General features: G+C 39.2%; 29 protein-coding genes and 1 tRNA gene. 15 read left to right on the plus strand and 15 right to left on the minus strand.

Features of this window, described 5'->3' with window-relative positions; genetic code table 11:
* The first annotated feature begins 20 nt into the window (after window positions 1-20).
* Window positions 21-1229 (plus strand): glycosyltransferase family 2 protein, encoded by a 1209-nt coding sequence (locus M3P19_RS11980; protein ID WP_249657918.1) that lies wholly within the window; start codon window positions 21-23, stop codon window positions 1227-1229.
* On the opposite strand, the gene M3P19_RS11985 is transcribed toward M3P19_RS11980, so the two are convergent.
* Window positions 1226-2359 carry a hybrid sensor histidine kinase/response regulator gene (locus M3P19_RS11985; protein WP_249657919.1) on the minus strand — a complete coding sequence of 378 codons (1134 nt, stop codon included), beginning with the start codon at window positions 2357-2359 and terminating at the stop codon, window positions 1226-1228. The two genes, M3P19_RS11980 and M3P19_RS11985, sit on opposite strands and share 4 nt — an antisense overlap.
* Before the next feature lie 220 nt (window positions 2360-2579).
* Here M3P19_RS11985 and rfbB point away from each other — a divergent pair, with 220 nt between their 5' ends.
* Genes rfbB through rfbD form a run of 4 tightly spaced genes read left to right on the plus strand, consistent with a single transcriptional unit; the run spans window position 2580 to window position 5942 of the window.
* Entirely contained in the window at window positions 2580-3617 is a 1038-nt protein-coding gene (gene rfbB / locus M3P19_RS11990) for a dTDP-glucose 4,6-dehydratase (protein WP_249657920.1), read from the plus strand.
* A 28-nt stretch (window positions 3618-3645) separates the two neighbouring features.
* Complete coding sequence (gene rfbA / locus M3P19_RS11995; protein ID WP_249657921.1) at window positions 3646-4506, plus strand: glucose-1-phosphate thymidylyltransferase RfbA; 861 nt, start codon at window positions 3646-3648, stop codon at window positions 4504-4506.
* Between the two features lie 5 nt (window positions 4507-4511).
* On the plus strand, window positions 4512-5060 hold the full coding sequence (rfbC, locus tag M3P19_RS12000; RefSeq protein WP_249657922.1) for a dTDP-4-dehydrorhamnose 3,5-epimerase: 549 nt from the start codon (window positions 4512-4514) through the stop codon (window positions 5058-5060).
* Window positions 5061-5072: 12 nt separating this feature from the next.
* A complete protein-coding gene (gene rfbD / locus M3P19_RS12005) occupies window positions 5073-5942 on the plus strand; it encodes a dTDP-4-dehydrorhamnose reductase (protein ID WP_249657923.1) in 870 nt (289 codons plus the stop codon).
* A gap of 286 nt (window positions 5943-6228) precedes the next feature.
* Here rfbD and M3P19_RS12010 read toward each other — a convergent pair whose 3' ends face one another.
* Window positions 6229-6972 (minus strand): hypothetical protein, encoded by a 744-nt coding sequence (locus M3P19_RS12010; protein WP_249657924.1) that lies wholly within the window; start codon window positions 6970-6972, stop codon window positions 6229-6231.
* Window positions 6973-7402: 430 nt separating this feature from the next.
* The gene (locus M3P19_RS12015; protein WP_249657925.1) at window positions 7403-8503 is read right to left on the minus strand and encodes a DUF4407 domain-containing protein; all 1101 of its coding nucleotides are present in this window, start codon (window positions 8501-8503) and stop codon (window positions 7403-7405) included.
* A gap of 424 nt (window positions 8504-8927) precedes the next feature.
* Between M3P19_RS12015 and M3P19_RS12020 the strand changes: the two genes are divergently transcribed.
* Genes M3P19_RS12020 through M3P19_RS12030 form a run of 3 tightly spaced genes read left to right on the plus strand, consistent with a single transcriptional unit; the run spans window position 8928 to window position 9799 of the window.
* Complete coding sequence (locus M3P19_RS12020) at window positions 8928-9071, plus strand: hypothetical protein (RefSeq protein WP_249657926.1); 144 nt, start codon at window positions 8928-8930, stop codon at window positions 9069-9071.
* On the plus strand, window positions 9007-9585 hold the full coding sequence (locus tag M3P19_RS12025; protein ID WP_249657927.1) for a hypothetical protein: 579 nt from the start codon (window positions 9007-9009) through the stop codon (window positions 9583-9585). The genes M3P19_RS12020 and M3P19_RS12025 overlap by 65 nt, the downstream gene beginning before the upstream one ends.
* Window positions 9578-9799 (plus strand): hypothetical protein, encoded by a 222-nt coding sequence (locus tag M3P19_RS12030; protein WP_249657928.1) that lies wholly within the window; start codon window positions 9578-9580, stop codon window positions 9797-9799. Before M3P19_RS12025 ends, M3P19_RS12030 begins: the two co-directional genes overlap by 8 nt.
* On the opposite strand, the gene M3P19_RS12035 is transcribed toward M3P19_RS12030, so the two are convergent.
* The gene (locus M3P19_RS12035; protein ID WP_249657929.1) at window positions 9761-10108 is read right to left on the minus strand and encodes a helix-turn-helix domain-containing protein; all 348 of its coding nucleotides are present in this window, start codon (window positions 10106-10108) and stop codon (window positions 9761-9763) included. The genes M3P19_RS12030 and M3P19_RS12035 overlap by 39 nt on opposite strands.
* Window positions 10109-10277: 169 nt before the next feature.
* On the opposite strand from M3P19_RS12035, the gene M3P19_RS12040 reads away from it, so the two are divergent.
* Entirely contained in the window at window positions 10278-10514 is a 237-nt protein-coding gene (locus tag M3P19_RS12040; RefSeq protein WP_249657930.1) for a hypothetical protein, read from the plus strand.
* Between the two features lie 32 nt (window positions 10515-10546).
* Here the strand turns inward: M3P19_RS12040 and M3P19_RS12045 are convergent, their stop codons facing one another.
* Window positions 10547-11938, minus strand: coding sequence for a dipeptidase (locus M3P19_RS12045; protein ID WP_249657931.1), 1392 nt, complete (start codon window positions 11936-11938; stop codon window positions 10547-10549).
* Between the two features lie 97 nt (window positions 11939-12035).
* Here M3P19_RS12045 and M3P19_RS12050 point away from each other — a divergent pair.
* Window positions 12036-12117 (plus strand) — tRNA-Leu (locus M3P19_RS12050).
* 70 nt (window positions 12118-12187) lie between these two features.
* Here M3P19_RS12050 and M3P19_RS12055 read toward each other — a convergent pair.
* Both M3P19_RS12055 and M3P19_RS12060 read right to left on the minus strand, forming a co-directional pair.
* On the minus strand, window positions 12188-12619 hold the full coding sequence (locus M3P19_RS12055) for a hypothetical protein (RefSeq protein WP_249657932.1): 432 nt from the start codon (window positions 12617-12619) through the stop codon (window positions 12188-12190).
* 7 nt (window positions 12620-12626) lie between these two features.
* A complete protein-coding gene (locus M3P19_RS12060) occupies window positions 12627-13313 on the minus strand; it encodes a hypothetical protein (protein ID WP_249657933.1) in 687 nt (228 codons plus the stop codon).
* 351 nt (window positions 13314-13664) lie between these two features.
* Here M3P19_RS12060 and M3P19_RS12065 point away from each other — a divergent pair, with 351 nt between their 5' ends.
* The 5 genes from M3P19_RS12065 (at window position 13665) to M3P19_RS12085 (ending at window position 19260) form a co-directional block, all read left to right on the plus strand.
* Window positions 13665-14660 (plus strand): helix-turn-helix domain-containing protein, encoded by a 996-nt coding sequence (locus M3P19_RS12065; RefSeq protein WP_249657934.1) that lies wholly within the window; start codon window positions 13665-13667, stop codon window positions 14658-14660.
* Window positions 14661-14878: 218 nt separating this feature from the next.
* Complete coding sequence (locus M3P19_RS12070) at window positions 14879-15250, plus strand: c-type cytochrome (protein ID WP_249657935.1); 372 nt, start codon at window positions 14879-14881, stop codon at window positions 15248-15250.
* On the plus strand, window positions 15250-15714 hold the full coding sequence (locus M3P19_RS12075; protein WP_249657936.1) for a (2Fe-2S)-binding protein: 465 nt from the start codon (window positions 15250-15252) through the stop codon (window positions 15712-15714). Before M3P19_RS12070 ends, M3P19_RS12075 begins: the two co-directional genes overlap by 1 nt.
* Window positions 15711-17954, plus strand: coding sequence for a xanthine dehydrogenase family protein molybdopterin-binding subunit (locus tag M3P19_RS12080; RefSeq protein WP_249657937.1), 2244 nt, complete (start codon window positions 15711-15713; stop codon window positions 17952-17954). Before M3P19_RS12075 ends, M3P19_RS12080 begins: the two co-directional genes overlap by 4 nt.
* 178 nt (window positions 17955-18132) lie before the next feature.
* Entirely contained in the window at window positions 18133-19260 is a 1128-nt protein-coding gene (locus M3P19_RS12085; RefSeq protein ID WP_249657938.1) for a glycoside hydrolase family protein, read from the plus strand.
* 54 nt (window positions 19261-19314) lie between these two features.
* On the opposite strand, the gene M3P19_RS12090 is transcribed toward M3P19_RS12085, so the two are convergent.
* The 8 genes from M3P19_RS12090 to M3P19_RS12125 form a co-directional block, all read right to left on the minus strand.
* Window positions 19315-19686 (minus strand): nuclear transport factor 2 family protein, encoded by a 372-nt coding sequence (locus M3P19_RS12090; RefSeq protein ID WP_249657939.1) that lies wholly within the window; start codon window positions 19684-19686, stop codon window positions 19315-19317.
* A gap of 8 nt (window positions 19687-19694) precedes the next feature.
* Complete coding sequence (locus tag M3P19_RS12095) at window positions 19695-20438, minus strand: SDR family NAD(P)-dependent oxidoreductase (RefSeq protein ID WP_249657940.1); 744 nt, start codon at window positions 20436-20438, stop codon at window positions 19695-19697.
* A complete protein-coding gene (locus tag M3P19_RS12100) occupies window positions 20435-20638 on the minus strand; it encodes a tautomerase family protein (RefSeq protein ID WP_249657941.1) in 204 nt (67 codons plus the stop codon). The genes M3P19_RS12095 and M3P19_RS12100 overlap by 4 nt, the downstream gene beginning before the upstream one ends.
* A gap of 110 nt (window positions 20639-20748) precedes the next feature.
* Complete coding sequence (locus M3P19_RS12105; RefSeq protein WP_249657942.1) at window positions 20749-21312, minus strand: Crp/Fnr family transcriptional regulator; 564 nt, start codon at window positions 21310-21312, stop codon at window positions 20749-20751.
* Between the two features lie 11 nt (window positions 21313-21323).
* On the minus strand, window positions 21324-21623 hold the full coding sequence (locus M3P19_RS12110; RefSeq protein WP_249657943.1) for a DUF1905 domain-containing protein: 300 nt from the start codon (window positions 21621-21623) through the stop codon (window positions 21324-21326).
* A 6-nt stretch (window positions 21624-21629) separates the two neighbouring features.
* On the minus strand, window positions 21630-22544 hold the full coding sequence (locus M3P19_RS12115; RefSeq protein WP_249657944.1) for a DUF5996 family protein: 915 nt from the start codon (window positions 22542-22544) through the stop codon (window positions 21630-21632).
* Between the two features lie 131 nt (window positions 22545-22675).
* Window positions 22676-23353: a M23 family metallopeptidase gene (locus M3P19_RS12120; RefSeq protein ID WP_249657945.1), complete on the minus strand. Its 678-nt coding sequence runs from the start codon at window positions 23351-23353 to the stop codon at window positions 22676-22678.
* Between the two features lie 75 nt (window positions 23354-23428).
* Window positions 23429-24559, minus strand: coding sequence for a glycoside hydrolase family 26 protein (locus M3P19_RS12125; RefSeq protein WP_249657946.1), 1131 nt, complete (start codon window positions 24557-24559; stop codon window positions 23429-23431).
* Between the last annotated feature and the right edge of the window lie 22 nt (window positions 24560-24581).

Raw genomic sequence — 24581 nt, forward strand, 5'->3', positions numbered from 1 at the left:
ATTCGTAAAGCGTTAAAAGTATGGAGTATTTCAAGATAGTTTTCTGGATAGCGTTGTTTGTGATTTTCTATTCCTATTTGGGATATGGGATATTGCTTTTTGCAATAATTAAGCTAAGACGGGTTATGGGATTGGCTAAGAAATTTGAAGGGAATGAGGATTATGAACCTCAGGTAACACTCTTTGTTTCTGCGTTTAATGAAAAAGACTTTTTGGACCGCAAAGTGAAAAATTCCAAAAATCTAAACTATCCTGAAGACAAGGTAACACAGATTTGGGTCACGGATGGCTCTGATGACGGAACGCCAGAATTGTTGCGTAACTACGATGGAGTTGAGGTATACCATAAAGATGAAAGAGCTGGTAAAATAGCAGCCATGAACCGCGGAATGGAGTTTGTAAAAACGCCAATCGTTATTTTTTCAGACGCAAATACCGATTTAGGAGAAAACGCCATACGAGAAATAGTTCGTTTGTTTAGGAATCCCAAGGTTGGATGCGTTTCTGGCGAAAAAAGGATTTATTCCAAAGCGGTGGATGGCGCTGCCGGTGCGGGTGAAGGCATGTACTGGAAGTATGAGTCCCAGTTAAAAAAATGGGACGCGGAACTATATTCTGTGGTCGGTGCAGCGGGCGAATTGTTCGCCATTAGAACGGAATTATGGCAAGAAGTAGAGCGCGATACGTTACTTGACGATTTTATGATCTCTTTACGCGTTGCCATGTCGGGTTACACCATCCAGTACAATCCGGAAGCATATGCTATTGAAACTGCCTCTGCAAATGTCAAGGAAGAATTGAAACGGAAAATACGAATCTCAGCTGGAGGGATCCAATCCGTGGTTAGATTACACCCATTGCTGAACTTCTTTAAATATGGGACCTTATCGTTCCAATACATTTCGCATCGAGTATTACGCTGGACTTTGACACCCTTGTTACTACTGCTGATCATTCCCATTAATTTGATTTTGGCCATGAACGAAGGGCTATTTGAATTCCGGTTATTTAGTATTTTGTTTTGGGGTCAGGTACTGTTTTATGCTTCAGCTTTGCTGGGTTGGTTCTTGGAAAATCGCCAGATTCGATTAAAGGTTCTGTTTATTCCCTATTATTTTTTCATCATGAACCTTTCTGTTTTTCTTGGCTTTGCAAGGTATCTAAAAGGAAATCAATCGGTTAACTGGGAACGAGCAAAACGCGGTGTACAGAAAGAGGCTATCGCCTAGCTTTCTTCGGAATAAATGGGGAGGTCAAAGTAGAAAGTACTGCCTTTACCCACTTCACTGCGAATTTTCAAACTGCCGCCATTTTTGATGACGAAATTTTGACATAGAATTAAACCAAGACCAGTCCCTGGTTCTTTTTCAGTACCCAATTTGCTAAAGTGTTCGTTGGGATTCAGGATTTTTTTGATGTCCTCTTTTGGAATCCCATTACCGTTGTCCTCAATTTCTATTACAACAGTCTCCTTACTTAGCTTGCTATTGATTTTGATTCTGCCTTCCAAAGGTGTGAACTTGATGGCGTTGGACACAATATTCCGCAATACCGTTTTGATCATATTATTGTCCGCAAATGCAAAAACGCCTTCGGGGACATTGTTTTCCATAACGATTTTCTTGTGATCACTACCTAACTGTAGCAATCGAAAAGTCTGCTGAACCAAATCATTTATATCCAATTTTTCAGGGATCATTTGGATTTGATCACTTTCGGATTTGGCCCAACCCAATAGGTTCTGAAGAAGATTCAGGGCTTCATCCATTGTATTCAATAGATCATAGACCGTTTCGTCTAAAAACTTGTCATCTTTTGGGTCGATAATACCCCGCATGATGAAATCCATTTTCAATTTGGCCGCACTAAGCGGAGATCTAAGGTCATGGCCTATAATCGAAAACATTCGGTCTTTTAGATCATTGGATTGCTTAAGATTTAGTGCTTGTTCCTCAATCTGATTTTTAGCCCGGACCAAGGCAACATGCGTATGTATACGGGCTACGAGCTCTTGTTCGTTAAATGGTTTGGTAACATAATCCACACCACCTACTTCAAAACCTTTGATTTTATCTTGCACATTTACCTTTCCCGTAAGGAAAATAATAGGGATGTCCTTGTATTCTTTGTGCTCTTTTATTTTCTCACAGAGCTCAAATCCTTCAATTCTTGGCATAATCACATCCAACAGGATTAAATCTGGTTTGCGTTCTGCCAATAATTCGAAGAAGTAATCGTCATCGCTGGTGCCTTTGATTTCATATTGGTTCCGTTCCAATATGAATTGAAGTAACTCAAGATTGAGTTGTTCATCATCAACGGCAAGGATATAGGGTTTTTCCGTAACTTGGTGTTCCATTTAAGCGCTAAAGTCCTTTACGAAAGTAGGAAAAAGATTTTAGGATTGATACGAATTTCCTTTCGGTCATGCTTAATATGACCATTATAATAGGTTGAGGCCGCTTTAAAAGCTATATTGAAGTGTTCCACCAACAAAAACCGACCATTCACAACATTAATTGAACCCAAATAAAAAGTAGGATTATATTTACAAAGTAAGTAATAAAAGTAAAATATTCATGACTCATATCTTGGTAACCGGGGGCGCAGGATTTATCGGTTCCAACTTTGTCCCCTATTTTTTGGAAGCTAATCCCGATAGCCATTTAGTCAATATTGATGCTCTTACCTATGCAGGTAATTTGGACAATTTGATAGAAGTGGAAGGGCATGAACGGTACACCTTTGTTAAAGGTGATATCTGTGACCGAAAACTCATAGAACAACTATTTGAACAGTTTGATATCAAGGGAGTTATTCATTTTGCCGCAGAGTCACATGTGGATAATTCAATTACAAATCCGGATGCATTTATGCAGACGAATATTTTAGGCACGTTCAACTTGATTGATGTTGCCAAAAATTACTGGATGGTTAGTCCTGGAGTCTATAAAGAAGCATACAAGCATTCAAGATTCCATCATGTTTCCACAGATGAGGTATATGGTACTTTAGGTAAGGAAGGGTTGTTCATGGAAACAACACCTTATGCACCAAACAGTCCTTATAGTGCCTCCAAGGCTTCTTCCGATTTTATTGTTAGAAGTTACCATCATACCTATGGTATGAATGTGGTTACCACCAATTGCTCCAACAATTATGGACCAAAACAACATGATGAAAAGTTGATTCCAACCATAATCCGAAAGGCATTGGGTGGGGAGTCCATTCCAATTTATGGCGATGGTTCCAATATCCGTGATTGGTTGTACGTTTTAGACCATTGCAAGGGAATTGCTTTGGCTTATTTCAATGGTGTTTCTGGTGAGACGTACAACATTGGAGGTAGAAACGAAAGAAACAATCTTTATATAGCAAAAAAGGTATGTGAGCTCCTAGATTTAAAACATCCTAGAAAAGATAGCTCGTCGTACAAGGATTTGATCACTTATGTAAAGGATAGGGCAGGGCACGATTTCAGATACGCCATTGATGCCTCAAAAATAGAAAATGAATTAGGCTGGAAAGCCGATGAGAACTTTGAAAGTGGGATTGATAAAACCATAGATTGGTATTTAAAGAAATTTATCGAAAACAATACAAAGAGTTTGGCTTAGGGAAATCCTGGCACAATACCCCAAAACAATGAAAGGAATAATATTAGCAGGTGGCTCTGGAACGCGTTTGCACCCCATAACCTTGGCGGTGAGCAAACAACTGATGCCCATATACGACAAACCAATGATCTATTACCCGCTGTCCACTCTAATTGAGTCGGGAATTTGGGAAATATTGATCATATCAACTCCACATGACTTACCAATGTTCCAACGCCTATTGGGTGATGGACGTAAATACGGGTGTAAATTTGAATACGCGGTCCAAGATCAACCCAACGGTTTGGCTGAGGCCTTTATTATTGGAGAAAAGTTTATTGGCGATGACAAAGTGGCCTTGATTCTTGGGGATAACATCTTCTACGGTACCGGTTTGGAGACTTTATTGCAGTCCAACAATAATCCGGATGGGGGAATTATTTATGCTTACCACGTTAATGACCCGGAGCGCTATGGTGTTGTGGAATTTGATGAAGAAGGTAGTGTGCTTTCCATAGAAGAGAAGCCAAAGAAGCCAAAATCCAATTATGCGGTCCCTGGAATTTATTTCTATGATAACGATGTTGTGGAGATTGCCAAGAACATTGAGCCTAGTGCCAGAGGCGAATTGGAAATTACGGATATCAATCAAGAATATTTAAGAAGAGGAAAACTCAAAGTGAGCATAATGGATAGGGGTACAGCCTGGTTGGATACCGGTACTTTCAAGTCCTTAATGCAGGCGTCACAATTTGTCCAGGTCATTGAAGAACGTCAAGGACTTAAAATTGGAGCTATTGAATCTTCAGCTTATAAAATGGGATTCATCACAAAAAATCAGTTTAAAAAACTAACCGAACCTTTCCTAAAAAGTGGGTATAGTACCCGATTATTGGAGGTATTATCTTAAGCACTATGGAAATTCGTAAAACAGAAATAGAAGGTTGTTTTATCCTGGAACCGAGGGTCTTTGAAGACAAGCGTGGGTATTTCATGGAAAGTTACAACCAAGAAAAATTTGAACGACTTACTGGGGCAAAGCCCTTTTTTGTTCAGGATAACGAATCCCTGTCCTTAAAAGGCGTATTGCGGGGTTTGCATTTTCAAAAAGGCGAACATGCCCAGGCCAAATTGGTACGCGTTTTGGATGGCGAGGTGTTGGATGTTGCTGTGGATATTAGGCCAAACTCAAAAACCTTTGGGAAGGTCGTGACCACCTTGTTGTCTTCCAACAACAAAAAGCAAATGTTCGTACCAAGGGGTTGCGCACATGGGTTTGTGACCTTGAGTGACACAGCGAAATTCTCCTATAAATGCGATAATTTTTACAATGCTGAATCTGAAGGAGGCATTATTTACAATGATCCAGCGTTTAATATTGACTGGATTTTAAATCAAGAGGATTTGATCATTTCAGAAAAGGATATAGCGTTACCTGCCTTCAAAGAAGCGGTGCCGCATTAATTTAATTGGTATATGAAAATATTGGTAACCGGGGCATCCGGGCAATTAGGAAGTACATTCAAAGCATTGGCGGATGGCGGTCATGCAAAAGGACTGGATTTTGAGTTTCGCTCATCAGCAGAACTTGATATAACAGACTTTGCCGCTGTACGTGAAGAATTGCTTTCAAAAGATTACGCCTATTGCGTCAATTGCGCGGCCTTTACCAATGTGGACAAAGCGGAGACGGATAACGAATTGGCTTATACCATCAATGTGTCAGGTGCCAGAAATTTGGCCATGAACTGTAACGAAAGCACTACCGTGCTGATTCATATCTCCACAGATTTTGTTTTTGATGGGTTCTTGAACACGCCTTATTTGGAAGACGACATTGCACGTCCTATCGGTTTTTATGGCGATACCAAATTCAAAGGTGAACGGGCAATTGTTAACAATTTAGAAGAGTATTTTATCCTAAGAACTTCTTGGTTGTATTCCGAGTTTGGACATAATTTCATGAAAACCATGATTAGACTGGGTAATGAGCGGGATGAATTATCAGTGGTCTATGATCAAGTAGGCACACCCACTTATGCCTCAGATTTGGCCAAAGTAATATTACACATCATAAATGCCCATAGCATAGACTATGGAGTTTACAATTATAGCAATGAGGGAGTGGCCAGTTGGTACGATTTTGCCAAGGCAATATTTGACCAATTTGGGATTGAAGTCCAACTAAATCCCATTCGTTCCGAAGAATATCCTACACCGGCTGAGCGGCCAAAATTCAGTGTGCTGGATAAATCTAAAATCAAGAATACCTTTAAGTTGGCTATTCCTCATTGGAAGGACAGCCTTTCCGTTGCGCTTAAGGCCTATTCCAAGATAAATATTTGATTTTACAGCCCCTTACCAATTTAAATAAGAGTATTCCATTAGGGATGATTAAAATCCTATGATTTCCCTTTTTTTGTAGTCTTGAGTTACGTGCTACTCGTTAAGTTAAGTCGCTAAATAGTATTTCTTTCAGATGTTATCAGAATAATATGAGTTATGTGGAAAATTACAGTGGCACTTATCGGTCTTGTGTATGATTAGTTGCGGACTTTTCCAACGGAAAATGTCCGCCTGATTTTAAAGATAATTGATTGCAGGAATTTCCAAGTGGAAATTCCGCCCGCAATTAATTATACACCATGTTAGCAATAGTTTTTAGTAACTCTTTTTTTGTCTTGAATGAGTTTGTTTTCGAAGTCGTGTCGGCAACAATTCTCTTCCTCTCTTTTTTTAATTCCTTTAACTCAATCCTAATACTACCAATCAGTCCATTCGAGTTGTCTTTTTCAGCCTCGGAAAGTTCGTCTTCCAAAGTTTCAATATCTAAGTCCAATTGATTGAGTTCATTATTACCATAATAGTAAATTTGTCTTTTCTGTTCGAATTCTTTTAATAACTCTTCCAAGCAAGGTGCGAAGGACCCATTTCTAATATCAAATATTACGGGTTCATTTTTTGGTAAAGAGTCCAATAGGCTTACTAAAGTGTTGTTTCCGTCTCGACATCCAGAAATCCTGCCCCAAACCCGATATTCAATTGGATTATTGCTTACCCTCTTTATTGGCAAACCGTAATGAAAGTAATCCTGAATATTTTCAGTAAGGCTTTGTCCTTTATTATTGTTTTTGATTGTACTATGAGCTAATTCAAAAAAAGCATCCAGAATTTGGTAGTCCTTCTGATATTTCTCCTGCCTATTTGGATTTGTTGAAATCAAAAAAATAGAGTCATTCCATTGATTAATTTTACTAAACCTAAAACTAATTCCGTCGAGCACTTCGCGTCCATGTCGAATTGAACTGTCCAATTTGACAGACTCTATCCTTTCCAAAAATGTATTTAGCTCCTTTCGGTCGATTTCATATTCCACATTAATTAAGTGGTTCGACCCTTGAATGTGTCCTTCAATCTTAAATTGCTTACTATCTTGGTACAGTATTCCTTTATCAATGTCAATAGTATATTGAACAGGTGTAATAAATGCGGGATAAAATTCAAAGACAATTTTATCGCTACCGCACGAGATTAAAAGCAATGAAAACAGTACGGTAATGATTCGATTCAATTTTCTTAAATTATTGCTAACATAAAAGATATCAATCGTTTTAATGATTTATATCTTACGCTAAGGGAAGTTAACGGATTTTTAGCTAAAATGCCTTGCTAAGTTTACGGATGCTTCGGTTGGATTGACAAATGCATGTTCCCCGGTCAATTTATTCGGAAACAATGCTTTTATCAGGCCATAGCATTTAAAATTGGTCTGTAAAACACTTAGTTGTACGGCGTAATTGAGCCTATTAAAGCCCCTTCACCTGCACCTTATGGAAGCTGTCCGCTTGTAGTCGTAGCAATTCCTCTGCCTTCTCCTTTTTATACCGATAGAGTTCCTCCTCATTTCGTATATCGGCATAAATCTGTTCATTGATGGCACCATCGGTAGCTAACAATAACTTACGTTGCTCGACTTTTTGGGTGACCCAAGTGGCCACAACGCTCTCTTGTTCTTCAAACTTATAGTCGTACTCCCCTTTGGGCGCCAATAATTTGGCAATGATGGGTGCAGTTTCAATTGCTAAAAACAACAAGAAAATAAAGAAGGAAGGAAACCAGGGTAGCTTTCCAAGCGCATTGATTCGAGCCATCAAACCATCAAAACCATCTATAATGGGTTGGGAGTTTTCAACGGCAGTGTTATAATCGGTGCCAAGTGCTGCAATTTGAGATTCCAAGTTTTCAATTTTGGAGGTATTGGTTTCTTTTAACTGGTTTAACTCGGCTAAATAAGCATCGTGTTTGTCGCGCTTTTCTTTGTAAACAGGTCCCTTGCCCAATAAACCTGTTCCAGCGGTTCCTTCGGCTTCGGAGATATAGGTGTCATACAGTGCATTGGTCTCCGCTTCTTTAGCAGTGATTTCTGCCTTTAAATTGGAGATTTCCTGATTTAGCGCCTCAACTTGTGGTGTGTACTGTAAGGCAATTTGCTCTTGATTGGCCAAGGTCATGGCATTTTTCTCTTCCAAAAGAACCTGGTCTATTTCCTTTTGGAAAATTTTCATTTCAAGGGGTTTGGATATCACCACCGCAATGATGATTGCCAAAATAAGTCGTGGTGCGGCTTGCAAAAGTTCACTTTTAAAATTGTCCCTTTTTTTAATGGTGGAAACAATGTAACGGTCCAGGTTAAAAATCAACAGTCCCCAGATGAAGCCAAAGAAAATAGCTGTGTATATGTTGTCGAATACGGTATAGAGGGCATAGCCGCTGGCAATAAATGCCATGACGGCCGTAAAAAATACAGTAGCGCCAATACCTGCATATTTATTACGCTCCCCGTTGGAGCATGTCTCTAGAATTTGGGTGTCCGCACCCGAACAGAAAATAAAAAATCGTTGTAACATGATAGTGTTCGTTTGGTTTTGATTGAATCTCTTAAAACCAAGGGAATCCTTACGAACAAAGAAGAGAGGTTGGCGTGTTCTACTTTGCACGAATGAATGATGAGTTCCTCGGCAATGGTATTAGAACGCAGTTTTTGGCAATTTGTTACAGAAAAAGCCCTGAAATCAAGGCTTTAACTGTTTTTTAGGTTGAGGGCGATGAGGTAAACAGGATGGATTTGTATTGAAAAAGGGCTTCAATTACACTCTTATGTCTGTACCTGTTGTACAGAAACTTAGGTGGGTGCCAGTATTGCGGAATTCAAAAAATAAAGTATATTGGCGCATATTTTGAATAAAAGTTGTATAACTTTTGTAGCTTTTTTCTACTTCTCAACCTTCGCAGAATAATTTGGGGATACTATAAACCCTAAATTATATCAAAATGAAAAAAGCTTTTTATGTAATTGGTGTGGCCCTTTTTACTTCAACCTTATTGGTCGCATGCGAAGCAGAAACTATTGATGAACAAGTTGAAATTCTATCTCCGGATAAAAGAAAAGACGAACCTATCGGTAAGGATAATTAGTGTTTTAGGCCTGCTTATTTTTATAAGCAGGCTAATTTATGTTCCCTTCATTAATGAGTGGGATATTGAATTTGACCAAGGACTTTTTGGGTTTAGATGGTTTTCAACATTTCTATCCAGAATAGGAAATGAAATTGCATGGATGGCCATGGGGCTATTTGTAAAATACCTAGTCCATCATTTAGATCCTGAAGCCGTTCTAATAAAGAGGTATACCAGTTGGTTGGCAAATCTGGTATTGGTTGTCGCCATTTACTTTATGTGTTGGGCGTTTTACGACAGCTACAATTTTAGCCTCCCTTTTGAGCTCTTATTTGCCTGTTTTACTTCCATAGCCGCATTTTATGTAATGAACAAATTGTTTTTCCCTTTGGTGAATTACATTCAAAAGTTGCTAGGTAAAATAAGAATGCTCACGGATATCATCATTCTGGAAGCTCCAAACCATGTAACGGAAACCTCAGACTGGGAACAAGAAGTAGTACAACCCACTTTGGATAAACTTAATGAGTAGAAAAAAAAGAAATAAAGAACTTTATAAGAAGGGCTTTATTTCTGATGAAGCACTTAAGGCCATAGATTTGGAAATGTACCGCATCTTGGTAGATAAAAATAGAAAAGAGTTGGAGGCCGCCAAAAAGCAATTTGAAGAAGCGCTGGCCGAAGCGCGCAAAAAAAGAATGCTACTGCTATTGATTTTCTTTCAACTTTTGCTCAATTATTTCTGAAGCCAATGAATAGGCTTGGGCATAGACCTTGTCCCTAAAATCTTGGTTTTCCAGAAAGACATCAAAATTCCGCAATACAAAATCCATGACCAAATCGGTAGATAGGCCATCGGATTTGGACAGAAAGAGTTTAAGTATTCGCGGATCTTTGGAAAGGTTCCTTCGGATGAATTCTGTTTTGGTACTTGGAATTTTTTCGCCGTTTTCCCAATTGTTTATCGTACCCCTGCTAACACCCAGCAAACTGGCAGCTTCCTGTTTTCCAAGTTGGGAATTTGCCATTAGTTCCAGAAATTCTTCGGTATTCAAAACGTTAAATAATTAATTTGTTATGTATAATATTAATTTATAATGTAAAATATTGTACATTTATTCATATTGTAATTCCCCAACTCTGCAAATATCAAATATAAAGGAAATCATACAATTCTAATTTAATTGATGGCTTTGCAGAAGGCTTTACAATTGCAACCCAAAAATGAATAGAGCAATGGAAACCATAGAAAAATCCCTACAGGCGGCCATAAGCCGCAATAAGTCACATAAGGCCAAAGTAGAGAAATACATAAGAAGAGCTAAGGCCTTGGAACGTATATCGGAGTCCCTTGAGGCATCCATCTATTACCGATTGGCTGAACTGGAAAAGAAAGATGAGTCCAGACACCAAAACTATATCCAAGCCCTTAAGTTTTACTTAAAGCACCAAACAAAATAGTACAGTTTTTCTCTTATAGTTTAGTTACGCACCTATTCCTTTTGCAATTCTGTATAGAATTTGTAGAAATATGGAATGGTCTCAATACCCTTTAAAAAGTTCCACACCCCAAAATGCTCGTTAGGGGAGTGTATGGCATCACTATCCAATCCAAATCCAAGTAAAATGGTTTTGCTTTTCAGTACTTCCTCAAACAAGGCAACAATAGGAATACTACCTCCGGTACGTTGCGGAACCGGTTTTTTGCCAAATGTTTTTTCCATGGCCATGGACGCTGCTTTATAACCCAAACTATCTATAGGAGTTACATAACCTTGCCCACCATGGTGAGGTGTTACCTTTACTTTTACGCCTTTAGGTGCGATGGACTCAAAGTGCTTGGTAAACAAATCGGTGATCTCGTTCCAATCTTGATGCGGAACCAAACGCATGGAAATCTTTGCAAATGCCTGACTGGCAATAACTGTTTTGGCGCCTTCACCCGTGTATCCGCCCCAAATGCCATTTACATCCAAGGTGGGTCTAATGGAATAGCGCTCAGAGGTACTGTAACCAGCCTCACCATAAACGTCATCTATATCCAATGCTTGTTTGTATTCGTCCAAATCAAAAGGTGCTTTAGCCATTTCTGCCCGCTCAGCATCAGATAGGATTTCCACCTTATCGTAAAAACCAGGAATGGTGATATGATTGTTTTCATCATGTAAGGAAGCAATCATTTTTGACAGAACGTTGATAGGATTCGGTACTGCACCGCCGTAAATTCCGGAATGTAAATCCCGATTAGGTCCGGTGACCTCGACTTCCACATAGCTCAAACCTCGCAATCCGGTGGTAATGGAAGGTACATCATTTCCAATAATGCCAGTGTCCGAAATCAATATGATGTCATTGTCCAGCTTATCCTTGTGTTCCAATAAAAAGTCTGCAAGGCTATCGCTACCAACTTCTTCCTCGCCTTCGATCATGAATTTCACATTACAAGGAAGGGTGTTGTTTTTGATCATAAATTCCACGGCCTTCACATGCATAAAAAATTGGCCTTTATCATCACAGGCACCACGCGCAAAAATGGCACCATCAGGATGTAGGTCCGTTGGTTTGATCACCGGCTCAAAAGGTGGAGAATTCCATAGATCCATAGGGTCTGGCGGTTGCACATCATAGTGACCATAGACCAAGACTGTAGGTAAATTGGGATCTATGGTTTTTTCACCATAAACCACAGGATAGCCCTTGGTCTCACAAATTTCAGTATTGTCGCAACCTGCTTCATCCAATGAACGCTGAACGGCCTTGGCAGTTTCCAAAACGTCTTGGGAATAAGCAGTGTCTGCACTAATTGAGGGTATTTTTAGCAATTCAATAAGCTCGTTTATAAAACGGTCTTTATGGGAATTAATGTAGTCGTTTATTTGTTCCATGAAGTAATTTAAAAGGACACTAAAAGTACAAAAAACAAGTTTTTAAAATGGGGATGCATTGTAATCGGAAAATTGAATTATATTTGCAGACCTTTTTGCGGGTGTGGTGGAATTGGTAGACACGCTAGACTTAGGATCTAGTGCCGCGAGGCGTGGGGGTTCGACTCCCTTCACCCGCACAGCATTAAAAAAAGCTTCTCATTTGAGAAGCTTTTTTTATGTATGACAGATTTAATCACGATTGCATATTTAGTTTCTAGGATTATGATTGATAATAAGATTTTTTAAATCAATTCTCTTACCTCTCAACTCAAAATCAGATCTAGATAACCTAAAGTCCTTTAAATTGAACATGAGGCTTCCTATTGCCAGGTCAGGAGGTAAATTTTCCAATTTTTTTTCAAGATCTTTTAAAAATTCCAAGTATTCAGGATTATTCTTGAAATCGTGTTTGTTTTGTAAAAACAAGTCTTGTAATTCTTTATCCTTGGATGTAACAACGATATCAGTCAGAACACATCCTTTACGCCAATAAACGTCATAGTTAAATTCAAAGGTGTATTCCTTGTCCATTATTTTCTTGAATTCCTTGAATATCCCTATTGCACATTTTTCAAGAATCTCATCTTCATGTTTTTCCAGGAAAAAGCCTGTATAAATAGTTACAGTAAACAGATGCATTTTTTGACTATTTTAGGTTAAGGTGATTAATTTCTTCTTTAATGGAAAGAATTAACAATCTTGAGTTGTTTACACAATCATCCTTGGTATTTTGCCATTGTTCAAATTTAAAGTCTTTCGGTTCATCAATAGCAATTAATTCAATCATCTGATTCAAAGAATCAATAAGTGTTGAATGTATTTGAATTTTGGGATTTAATAATAGCTCGATCTTTAATTTTGAATTATGAATAATTGCGATGACTTCTTCCAATTCCACAATATCCATATTCTTGTTTGGAGTGAGCTTAATCGTATGTGATAAAAAATCAGTCAAGTTATCGATTATGGTATTAAGGTTATCTTGTTGATTTTGCACTTTGAGATTAGCTTGAAACTCAGCAAGCTTAAGTTGTTTGTTACTTTCAATCTGGGACTTTATGTTTTCCTTGGAATTGGTTATTTGGCTATTGGTACTTTGTAGCATTGACTTCCGTTGCATAAAAGCCACAATTATATGGACCAGTGCCGAAATGATGCCTATTGCCAAGGCGACTATCCAAGGTGTTGAGTCGTTATCAGTTTGTTTCTCATTTAAATCTATTGTAGGGGTCAATTTTAGATTCAGAGTGTCGGGTAACTCGATTCGATATACAGCGGAATTAGCATAATCAGGCGATACAATTGAGTCAATGCTCTTTGCTTTTATCTTCAATTCCTGAAATCCGAAAGATATCTGAATTCCTAGGACGAAAAATATCAAAACCAAAAAACATTTTAAAACGCTGTGTCGCAATCTCCTCGTGAATTGTAATGCTTACTTAACTAATAGGTGAATCAAATTTAACATTAATATGTCTTTTCTTGTTAAATCGTTTCTTAAATAATTCCTGCGCTATGAAATTTGACTAATCTTAGTATTTCCCGCAGTACAATTGATTGAATATTTGAGTGAATCAACCATCCTGTTGCTAATATTTACTTAAATCCTCCCCATCTATTCTCAATTGTTTTTTAACTAATCTTAAAAATGATAGTTTTACCAGATTCAGCTAAGCATTGAGAATTGGATGATTTGATCATTTTAGGATTGATTGCTGGGGTAGCTGTGGCCACTAGCATGTTTTTGGCCACGTACTTTCTGGCAAAATCAAAAAATAAACCGCAGGATAAGTTGTTGGGGTTGCTTTTCTTGGCCATCAGTTTACGACTCAGCAAATCAATTTCGTTTTTTATTTTCCATTCTATTGCACCTATTGGATTGGCCATTGGCTTCTTGGGACTTTCAGCAATTGGTCCACTGCTGTATCTGTACATAAGGTCATCCTCGGAGCATGCAAATATGTTTCAAAATAGCGATTGGTTCCATGCGGTAGTTCCCATTGCGGGAGCCATGGCGTGTTTGTTCCTAAATCTTTACCCTACTACTTTGTTGTATTGGGGAACAACGGCTCTCTTGTTCATTTACTTGGTTTTTTCGGTATATCGATTTATCCAAAACCAATATACCGTTGTACGGTTAAGACAATGGAATTTAAGAATCCTCATTGTGGTGTGTTTAATTTGGGGTGCATTCGTTTACCAACATGTGACTTCTGGGATTCCTGATTATGCCATTGGCTCTGGAATTGCTGCCGTACCCATTTACTACATCTTCATTTATGCGTTAAGATGGCCTATTACCAATGCAAAAGCTGCAGCAAAGAAATTACCCTTGGATTGTTTACAGAACATTCAACATGCATTTGAAAAGGAGGCTGTGTTCTTAAATAAAGGGGTTTCCTTGTCTAAATTTTCGGAAGAATTGAACATCCCCGCCTATTTGATAACCAACGCGGTAAAGGAATTGTATGGGAAAACCTTCCCTGAAACGGTGAATCATTTTAGGATAGAAGCTTTAAAACGAAAGCTTCAAGACCCGGACACCTACAATACCAAAATTGAAGCCCTTGCCTACGAGGTTGGGTTTAACTCTCCTTCTGTATTTTATTCGGAGTTTAAGAAATCTACGGGGGTAAGTCCAAGTAAATACAAAGCCAATTTCCATTCTACAAAAGCCTAAAGGGAAAACAATCGCCTCATTTAAGTAGTCAGTGGCCTTTCGTTAAGGGCTGTTAAATTTTCCGGTAATCTTCTTAAAAGTATCTACGGATTTTGGAAATCAATAGGTCGTTCCCGAGCTATAAGCTTAAAATTGTTCCAGCATATTCGGAGGTTTTACGGATTAGGCATTCGTGTACTTCAAATCACTCTTTAACCAATAGCAAACAACTTCCAAGCATGAAACATCGCTTGATTTACTTTTTACTGTTCGTATTCCTTGTTTCCTGCCAATCCAAAGAGGAGAAAGCAAGTATAGCCAAAGGCAAAGAAGTGTATATCGCCAATTGTATCACCTGTCATCAACCCGATGGGATGGGTGTAGAAGCCATGTATCCTTCATTGGTAAAACCGGAAACCATAATCTGGGCACAAACGGAGCGGGCCATAAACCTAATAAAGAATGGCTCTGGTTTTGAAGCCGGAATGAAGCCAGTGGCATTAACGGACCAAGAAATCATGGATGTTATAAACTTCATACAGAATTCATGGGGTAACGAAGCATCATTTTTAACCCTTTCCCAAATCAAGGAAATGAAAAGAAACAACTAATGGCGAACTACACTCTAGAGATAAACAATAATTCGTATTCCGTTGATGTAACTCCGGATACACCCTTATTATGGGTTTTAAGGGATGTACTGAAATTGTATGGAACCAAATATGGATGTGGGATAGCCCAGTGCGGCGCTTGTACCGTTCATATTAATGGATTGCCTATGCGGTCTTGCAGTATTCCCATTGAAAAAGTAAACGGACAATCCATAAGAACTATCGAAGGTTTGTCAGATACTGCTGATCATCCCGTTCAATTGGCTTGGGAAGAGGTCGATGTTCCCCAATGCGGCTATTGCCAATCAGGGCAGATAATGAGTGCGGTGGCATTGCTGGAGCGGAATCCAAATCCATCAGATGAAGAAATCAATAGGGCCATGAAAGGAAATATATGTCGTTGCGGAACCTATGCAAGAATTCGTAGTGCCATTAAAACTGCTGCCAAAAACATGGAATCATGAAAATCAACAGAAGGGATTTTTTAAAAGTTAGCGGAAAAGTAGGGGGTGGTTTGATGATTTCATTAAGCCTGCCTATGTATGGAAAAATTGGTGAAACAACGAAGGAAGGCGTTGAAATTCCATTCAATAAGTTTATTTCAATAGATCCAAATGGCGAGATTACCATTATGCTTACCAAGCATGAAATGGGACAGGGAACAGGAACATCCATTCCTACGATTATTGCTGATGAGTTGGATGCTGACTGGAACAAAGTCAAGATTAAACAAATTGAGTATAGCCCTGATTACACCTGGCATGAAATGGGTACTACAGGAGGAAGTGGTTCCATATCAAGAACGTGGGATGCTGTTCGGAATGCTGGTGCAACCGCAAAGCAACTATTAGTTCAAGCTGCTTCCCAAAGATGGAATGTGGATGCAGTGGCCATGGAAGTGAGTAACAGCTTTATCACCAATTTGGTCACTGGGGAGAAACTCGAATACGGAGAATTGGCAGAAGCAGCATCAAAACTACCAGTGCCAGAAGAAGTGATCCTTAAAACTCATGAGGAATATGTTTATATAGGAAAACCAATCAAAAATCGCATTACCAAGGAGGTGGTCTCCGGGCAGTCCAGATATGGTTTAGACATGGATATGCCGGATTTGGTTTATGCGTCAATTGAAAAATGTCCAATCTACAAGGGCAAACTCAAATCTTATGATGATTCCGAGGCTAGACAAATTGAGGGCGTCCTGGACATTTTTCCAATTGGGTTTTCAGATGAAATAAAAAGTAGTTTGAACCCCACACTTGGCTATGTGAATGAAGGGGTTGTTATTGTCGCCAAATCAACATGGATTGCCTTTAAAGCCAGAAAAGCATTGATTGTTGAATGGGATGGACTGGAAAACGGAGCAAGAAGTATTGAGTCCTTAAATGCGGATATGCGAGCTTTGAAGGATGCCCCAGAACACCTGACCATGGATCTAGGGAATATTGGCCCCAGTTTTTCCAGTACGCAAAATGAGACCATGAGCATGGAATATGACAATCCGTATCAAGCCCATGCCCTGATGGAACCATTAAATGCCACCGCAGATTATCGGGAAGATAAGTGTGAAATATGGGTGGGGACGCAAGATGCGGAACAAACCATTGGTGAGGTGGCAAAGGCCATGGAAATTTCCACCGATAAAGTGATTGTGCATAATTTGAAATCTGGGGGGTCATTTGGTAGGCGCTATCATGCAGATACTTCCATAGAGGCTGCATTTGTCTCGAGAAAGATGCAAAAACCTGTCAAAGTAATCTGGACTCGGGAAGATGAAGTGCGCAATGATCATTTCCAACCCTATCTAAAGAACTATTTAAGGGCAGCCATTAGTCCTGAAAATGAGGTCGTGGCTATTGAAAATAAGGCTATGGCCACCGTGGAATATGTCACTTGGACGGAAAAATGGGAGCACTACTACGCCTTCCCGAATATTCGTTGTCACCGTAGTATGGTCCCAACCGTCTTACATGAAGGGGCTTGGCGAAGTGTTGGGGAACACTCAGCGGCTTTGTCAAAAGAGTGTTTTATAGATGAGTTGGCTCTTAAATTGAACAAAGATCCGTTGGACTATCGAATGGAACTACTTAGTCGTGAAGTGGATTGGGGAGATCCCAAGGATTTTCCAGATTGGGCAGTAGATTTCATGATACCACGAAAAAAGTTACTTCGTGAGCGACAAGTTGAGGTACTTTCCTATGCGAAAAAACACGGATTATGGAACAAAACAACCGAGCCGGGTAAGGGCATTGGTTTTGCGATGGCGAATTTTGGTCCTACGGTATGTGCAGAAATTGCAGAGGTTAGCATGGATGAGGAGTTTGGGTTTAAGGTAGACAAAGTAACGGCTATTGTGCATTGTGGAATGGTCATCAATCCTCACATTGGTAAAGGGCAGATTGAAGGTTCAATAATTTGGGCATTGTCGGCTGTGAAGTATGGGGGTATGGAAGTTGAAAATGGGAAGGTACAACGCAGCAATTTCCACGATAACAAAGTACTACGGATGGATGAACTTCCAGAAATTGAAGTCATTTTCATTGAAAGTCAAGAACGACCTTGTGGTTTAGGAGAGCCTGGAACCCCACCACTTGCTCCAGCGGTTCTGAATGCCATTTATGATGCTTCCGGTCTCCGTGTTCGTAAAATACCCGTATTGGAAGAAGATTTAAACACATTCTTCAATAGTGTGGCCATGACCTAAATTTTTAGGAGGTTCTCTATCACAGATGCCTCGATCAGTGTGCATTGTAAACTGCAATTCTCCTCATTTGTGATGCATAAGTTTCCGTTTGGAGTTCCAATTCCTACGTTCGTATAAAAGTTTAGGCGTAGCGAAATATCAGTCCTATTTTTCAAAAAACAATCAATTCCAAATAGTTATGAAGATAGGCAAGCAATTGCATTTAATGATTTTGTTAGTGTCGTTTAGCGTTGTCAATGCACAACAAATAGACAACGGATTTTCCGAACAGACTTTTTACTTTACCGCTTGGGGAGATGTGAACAAGGGCGATGGTAAAAGTGAAGCATCGGTGGAAGTACAAAAACAGCGATTGCAGAAGTTGGCAGCTGCTGGAATAACTGATTTACTGCCAAATGCTAGTACTGCTCGTCTCAAAGAACTAATTCCATTGGCCAAAGAATACGGAATAAGAGTTCATGCCTGGCTATGGATGATGAATATCGGCGGGCTTGAAGAAGCGCAAAAACATCCAGAATGGTATTCTGTGAATGCACTTGGTCAAAATTGTAGGGATTATGATCCCTATGTCAGCTATTATAATTTTTTGAGTCCATTTTCAGAAGGAGCTCGTGAATTCATAAAAAATAGAGTAAAGGAAAAGGCGGAAATCCCTGGAATAGCCTCAGTGCATTTTGACTACATCCGATTTGTGGATGTCATTTTAGGTGCAGATCTACAAAAAAAATACAAGCATAATGGAGAACCATTGGTCCAGGATCATATAATTGATGCCTACGATTTTGGATATCATCCGAATGCAAGAAAGGAATTCAAGGAAATGTTTGGGACAGATCCAATGGAGTTGGAGGACAGGGCAGAGAATCCTGCTTGGCAGCAGTTTCGAATGAATGCTATTACGTCCTTGGTCAATGAGAGTGTGGAATTATGTCACGAAAGAGGAGTAGCTACATCCGCGGCCGTTTTCCCTTTTCCACAATTGGCAAGGGAGTATGTTCGGCAAGACTGGATTCACTGGAATTTAGATACGTTTTTTCCGATGGCGTACAAGAAAGACCATCAAGGGAATGTGAATTGGGTTGGTTTTGCAACTCAAGAAGGGGTACGTGACCTTGGTAATAAGCAGGATTTGATCACTGGAATCCTAAACGGTCATTACGGAGAAAACTACGAGGACTTTGAAAAAGCAATAGAGTTATCGCACCAGAAGGGCGCAAAAGGAATTAGTTTTTTTACTGCAGGTTCTTTAGATGAGAAACATTTGGAAATCATAAAGAAATGGCATAAGAAACTGAATGGTAAATAAATCAAATACGAAGAAGGGGACTTGAAAAGTCCCCTTTTTTATTCAATTCGTGTTCTACTCCACATGGGCAAAAACCTTGTTTACAATCTTCCAATCACCATCTATTTTGGCCAATGAGAGGTAATCGTAATAATTGAAACCAAACATTTGTAATCGCAATTTGGCCATAGCGATTTTACCAAGGACTTCTATCCCAAGAATCTCAGTGTGGTAAGCATCATCCAATTCTTTTGGACTTTGACGGTTTTTCACACCCTCAATATACTCCGACACATGTTTTAAATAGGCATCACCTTTGATGTCTCCATACAGGTAACCATCCATTTGAAAAACACGAGTCAATTTTTCCGTATTCCCTTCGTAAATGCCATCAAAGTAATCCAGGATTACGCTTTCAATGGCTTTGAAACTTGTCGCATTCATCATTTTACATTTTAAATAGCATGGCCAACAGTATGACCTCCTGCAACATTTATGGTTTCTCCGGTAATAAATTCGGATGAGGCTAGATAATAAGCGGCTTCTGCTACTTCATAGGCCTCTCCAATTCGATTCAGCAGATGCAAGCCTGCTAGGCTATCAGCATCTTCAATACCGATTTTACCCTGTAATGGGCTTCTGATAATTCCTGGCGCAATAGTGTTCACTCGGATGTTTTTCTTGCCGAATTCTGCAGCCAATTGCCTGGAAAGGGAATGAATTGCTCCTTTGCTGGCAAGCGGTGCTGTTGCCGGGAATCCATCAATTGCGTGATCCACTAATACTGTTCCAACATTGATAATGGATCCACCACCATGCTCCACCATTTCTGGAATTGCGGCTTGGGATGTGAAATAGGTTCCCTTTAAATTAATGTTCCAGTAGAAATCCAAATCGGTTTCTTCAACATCCAAAAAAGGTTTTGGTGCAAAAACCCCGGCATTGTTTATAAGAACATCCACGGTGCCAAATACCTCCTTGGCCATGGCCACTAGTCGCTTCCCAGTTTCTTTTAAACTGATATCACCAGCAAAATATATAGCATTAGCTGGTGATCCCAATTCTTTATAAGCGGCAACTAAGTTTTCCTTATTGGAAGAATTTAGGACCACATTGCTTCCTTTATCTACAAAATATTGAGCTATTGCTTTCCCGATTCCTGTAGAAGCTCCTGTAACGATTACGGTTTTGTTTTTCATTTTTTTGATCTTTTTGTTCCTGTGTATTGTTTACCATCGTAGCCCCAATTGTCTATTGGAACTTCGTCAATGACCACGTGGGTTGATTTTGGATTCTTGTCCAAAACATCAACTAAAAGTTGTGTAACCCCAGTAATCAATCTTTGTTTTTCTTCCTTGGTCACCTCTTCATCTGTGACCTTGATGTTTACATAAGGCATAATTTTGTGTTTTAAATTTCTATACAAAATTGCACCAGTGGATTCTGAGGGGAAAGGAGCTAAATCACTTCTTTGAAGTGAGCTATGTCACATGGCTAACAGAAAGAATGTTAGTCGTTTAACCTGCTTAAGGTCTCGCGGGAAACACCAAGGTAAGCGGCAATCATTTTTTTAGGAACGCGTTGAAATAAGGATGGGTATTGCTCCAATAATAGTTGGTAGCGGACTTTGCTGGAATTTTTTAAGAGGGAGAGAATTCGGTTCTGTAAGGCAATTCGCCCCATTTTACTTTTTTTGGCCCAAAACCGTTCCATTTTATGCATTGAAGCCGTTAACTTTTCACGGTTTTCAAAATTGATATACAAGAGGTCACAATCCTCTATACAATCGATATAGATTTTTGAGGGGACTTGTTTGACAAAGGATTCGTAATCTGTGATCCACCAATTCTCCATGCCAAACTGAAGAATATGTTCCTTACCCGTTTCGTCCAAGAAGTAACTCTTTAAACAGCCAGATAAAACCCAATATTCCCGTTTTACAATTTCTCCTTCCTGTACGAGATATTGGTGCCTCCTTTTGCTGATTTTTTCGAAATGCCCTAGAACAAATTCAAATTCCTCATCGGTTAATGAAATGATTTCTTCAATATGTTTTCGTAAAGGATGCATCATGGGTTTGACATTTACACCCAAAGGGTGATACTGATATTTTCATCGACTTTTATTTGGGTCTTCTTTCTGATTTCACCCTTAACTGGAAGATAGTAGGTCTTGGATTTTGAATCGAACCAAATGGCAGTATCCCATTTTACGGATTGAATTTGGGCCGCTGCTTTCATACGACCCCAACCTTCTTCCTGCCATTGCAGATTTTCCCTAATTTCTTTGGAAATATCTTTTGGTACGGAAATAAAATGCCAGCTACCTGAGGATTGGTCCCGCCACATCTTAGATGTGAATTTGTAGGTGATTTTGCCGTCCATGTCCATTTATTTTTCCAAGGATTCCCTATCCCATTTAGAGGTATTTGCAGCAGCTTCATACGTGGTTTGAAGGAATGCATAAAGCATTTCCTCTGGATTGGAAGCTTTTTGTACATCTTCGTACTTTAGAAAAAACTCACCCATGTCCTCACTATAAAACGCTTCTTTGGGTTCTACTTTTTGGTTGCCGAATTCTGAGTCGCTAGGGTAGGCATAAGCGTAGAAAGCTGGAAATGGAAAGTCTTTGGAACCTGGCCAAAATCCTGCACTGCTCACTTCCTTTGAATATGCTTCTTGCATTACTTCCAAAGGCATATTGGGCATACCTCCAGGATGTAAGGGAGCACTATTCCCGGAAAATCGAGTGACGGCTAAATCAAATGCGCCCCAAAACAAATGCACTGGACTGCATTTTCCTACGAAGTCACCTCTAAATTTATGGAATACGGCATTGGTCTTCAGCATGGCCTGCCACAAGGCATGGGCGGCGTTCGGGTCATACGATTTATTGATTGTATTTTCCCTGAAAGGAATTGCCGGTTCTATTTCGTTAGGGCTACCATGGATTTTTATTTTAAGCCCCATCTGATCCAGTATGCGAAACAACTTGTCGTGAAAATCGGCTACGCTCATGGGTGTCAAGCCCATTATCTGGGTTTCTTGGCCGCCGCATTCAATTTGCAACTGGTGCTTTTCAAAGTCAAAGTCTATCTGGAATATTTTATCACCATACGGAATGCTATGTGTTGAGAAACCATGGGACGAAATGTACAGTGCGGTATGCCAAGAATGGTTTTGCCATGGCATGGCACGTAATCGTATTTTTCCAACAATCTGAATCCATTGGTGAAGCGTTTCTAAAGTATCTTGAATCTCCTGAAAATTCAGGATTGGCCACAAAATGTTATTGGATGAACCCATGAAATCTAAATTTAGAACCTAAAAATTAGTAATAAATCAAATAGTATTATATGCTATGAAGTTACCTTATACTTGGTAATTATCAAATCATATAATTATGGCTTGCATCAGATTTTGAATATAAATGAAAACTAGCCTTTTCTGACCGTTTCATTTTGCCTCGGCTCTCCTAAAACTTCAAAAACATTGTCTGCATAGTAATTTCGGAATTGTGCTGGTAAACCTTCCCCTTGACCAATAGATGGTTTATTCTGTAAATGATAATGTAAGTGTGGCTCGGTGGAATTTCCACTATTTCCCGTTTGCCCTAAATTATCACCTTGATTAACAAATTCACCAATATTGACTGAAATTGAATTTTGTTTAAAATGTGCCAAAACGGAAAATTCATCATTACCATGATCTATTATTATATAGTTCCCAAATAATTCATTTTTATTGGTTTCACCAGGTTTATTGTCCGCAACTGAGTTGAGCAATGCTACAACCTGACCATCTGCTGGGGCTTCTAAAGGTTTGCCAAAGCAGTGGTAGTCCTCATTTTTGGAACCATCGCCTAGAAAGGTAGAACCATTTTCAAATTGTACTACATCTATTGCAAAACGTTGATTGCTTATTGAAGCATGATAGTTTTCTGCAAGGGTACGACCACCCCATACTACATACCATTCTTCCGCAAATGGTAATTGAAGGGATGTGGTAGTTAAGTAGTCCAATTCCCCACTGGGGGCTAATTTTTCTTCATGGCAGTTGGTAGAAAGAAAAGCTAGCAATACTAACGATTTAGATATTAATTTATTTGTTTTCATAGTATCATGAATTAAGGGTTAACAGATATCTATTTGTAAACAAAAAATTAATTCTCAGTACGCAAAGATACTATATCATTTGTTTGGCCTTACCAAATATTGAATAGAGGAATATCCTAATTGATTAAAAAGTGTGGGAGATGATTTTAGAAAACGTTCTTTGGATGTTTCTATAAACCAAGCTTTGGCGACCTTACTATTATTGGATAAACGACTGTCTTGCCATTCTTCGATTCCCGGTATTGACAGATCCTCCCAGTTTTCATTGATAAAACAAATGGCCTTAATGTTCTTATTGTAGGCGAATGAGAAGAAATTAGCAAACCAAGAACTCCATACTTTTTCATCATCTTTTTTAATCCCATAAATGGGATTAGCTTCTGCAATCATTACAGGTTTATGGTGTTGTTTTGCAAATTCCAATATATTGTCACAATCCGTCCCAAAATCCGTGCCATGATATGCATGTCCAAAAACTGAAATTCCCACCCAATTAACATATTCGTCTCCGGGATACCATTCTGAAATTGCATGGTCATTATAGGGTTTAGAAGCATAGGAGTGCCAGACAAAGGCAATGTTTTTTGCACCGCTCTTTCGCAATATTTTGACAATTTTTCGGTAGGCTTTCACATATTCTTTTGGGTCCAATTCATTATGCGGACCATCAAATTCATAGCCGATTCGAAGATAAATTGGCCGATTAGTACGCTTTGCCCATGCCCCAAATTTCTTGATGTTTTGATTGTAATCACCATGGGCAGTCTTTTTTGCAATTGACCATTTACCAACCATCCAAAGCCCACTGTGTATTGCTGAATTTGGAAATGAATCTATCAACATTTGGTGATGTTGCGAACTTCCTGTATTGTTTTTATGCTTGTGCGTAATTCCCTTGAATTCCGGAATTCCCCAATAGGTCGACCATCCTCCAGGTTGCGGCATATTCCCAAAATGTTTTTGATATTCTTGGATGCGCTCCACGGTTTGTCCCATGATGAGCAATGTTTTGCCAGCAGGAGGAACAAATTTTGACAAATGATAGTCGTACTCGTAATAAGGATTGATTACAGTATCAATTTTGGAAGCCATTTCTTCAATCGTCAAAACTTGCTTTGAATCATTTTCTTGACCATGGAGATTACTGAAAAAACATAAACCAATCAGCGCAATTGAAGTCTTCCAGAGTAAAAGTCTTTTTTCCATGTTTCTTTGGCTAGTTGTGCAT

The sequence above is a fragment of the Flagellimonas spongiicola genome, assembly GCF_023502425.1.
Classification (GTDB): Bacteria; Bacteroidota; Bacteroidia; order Flavobacteriales; family Flavobacteriaceae; genus Flagellimonas; species Flagellimonas spongiicola.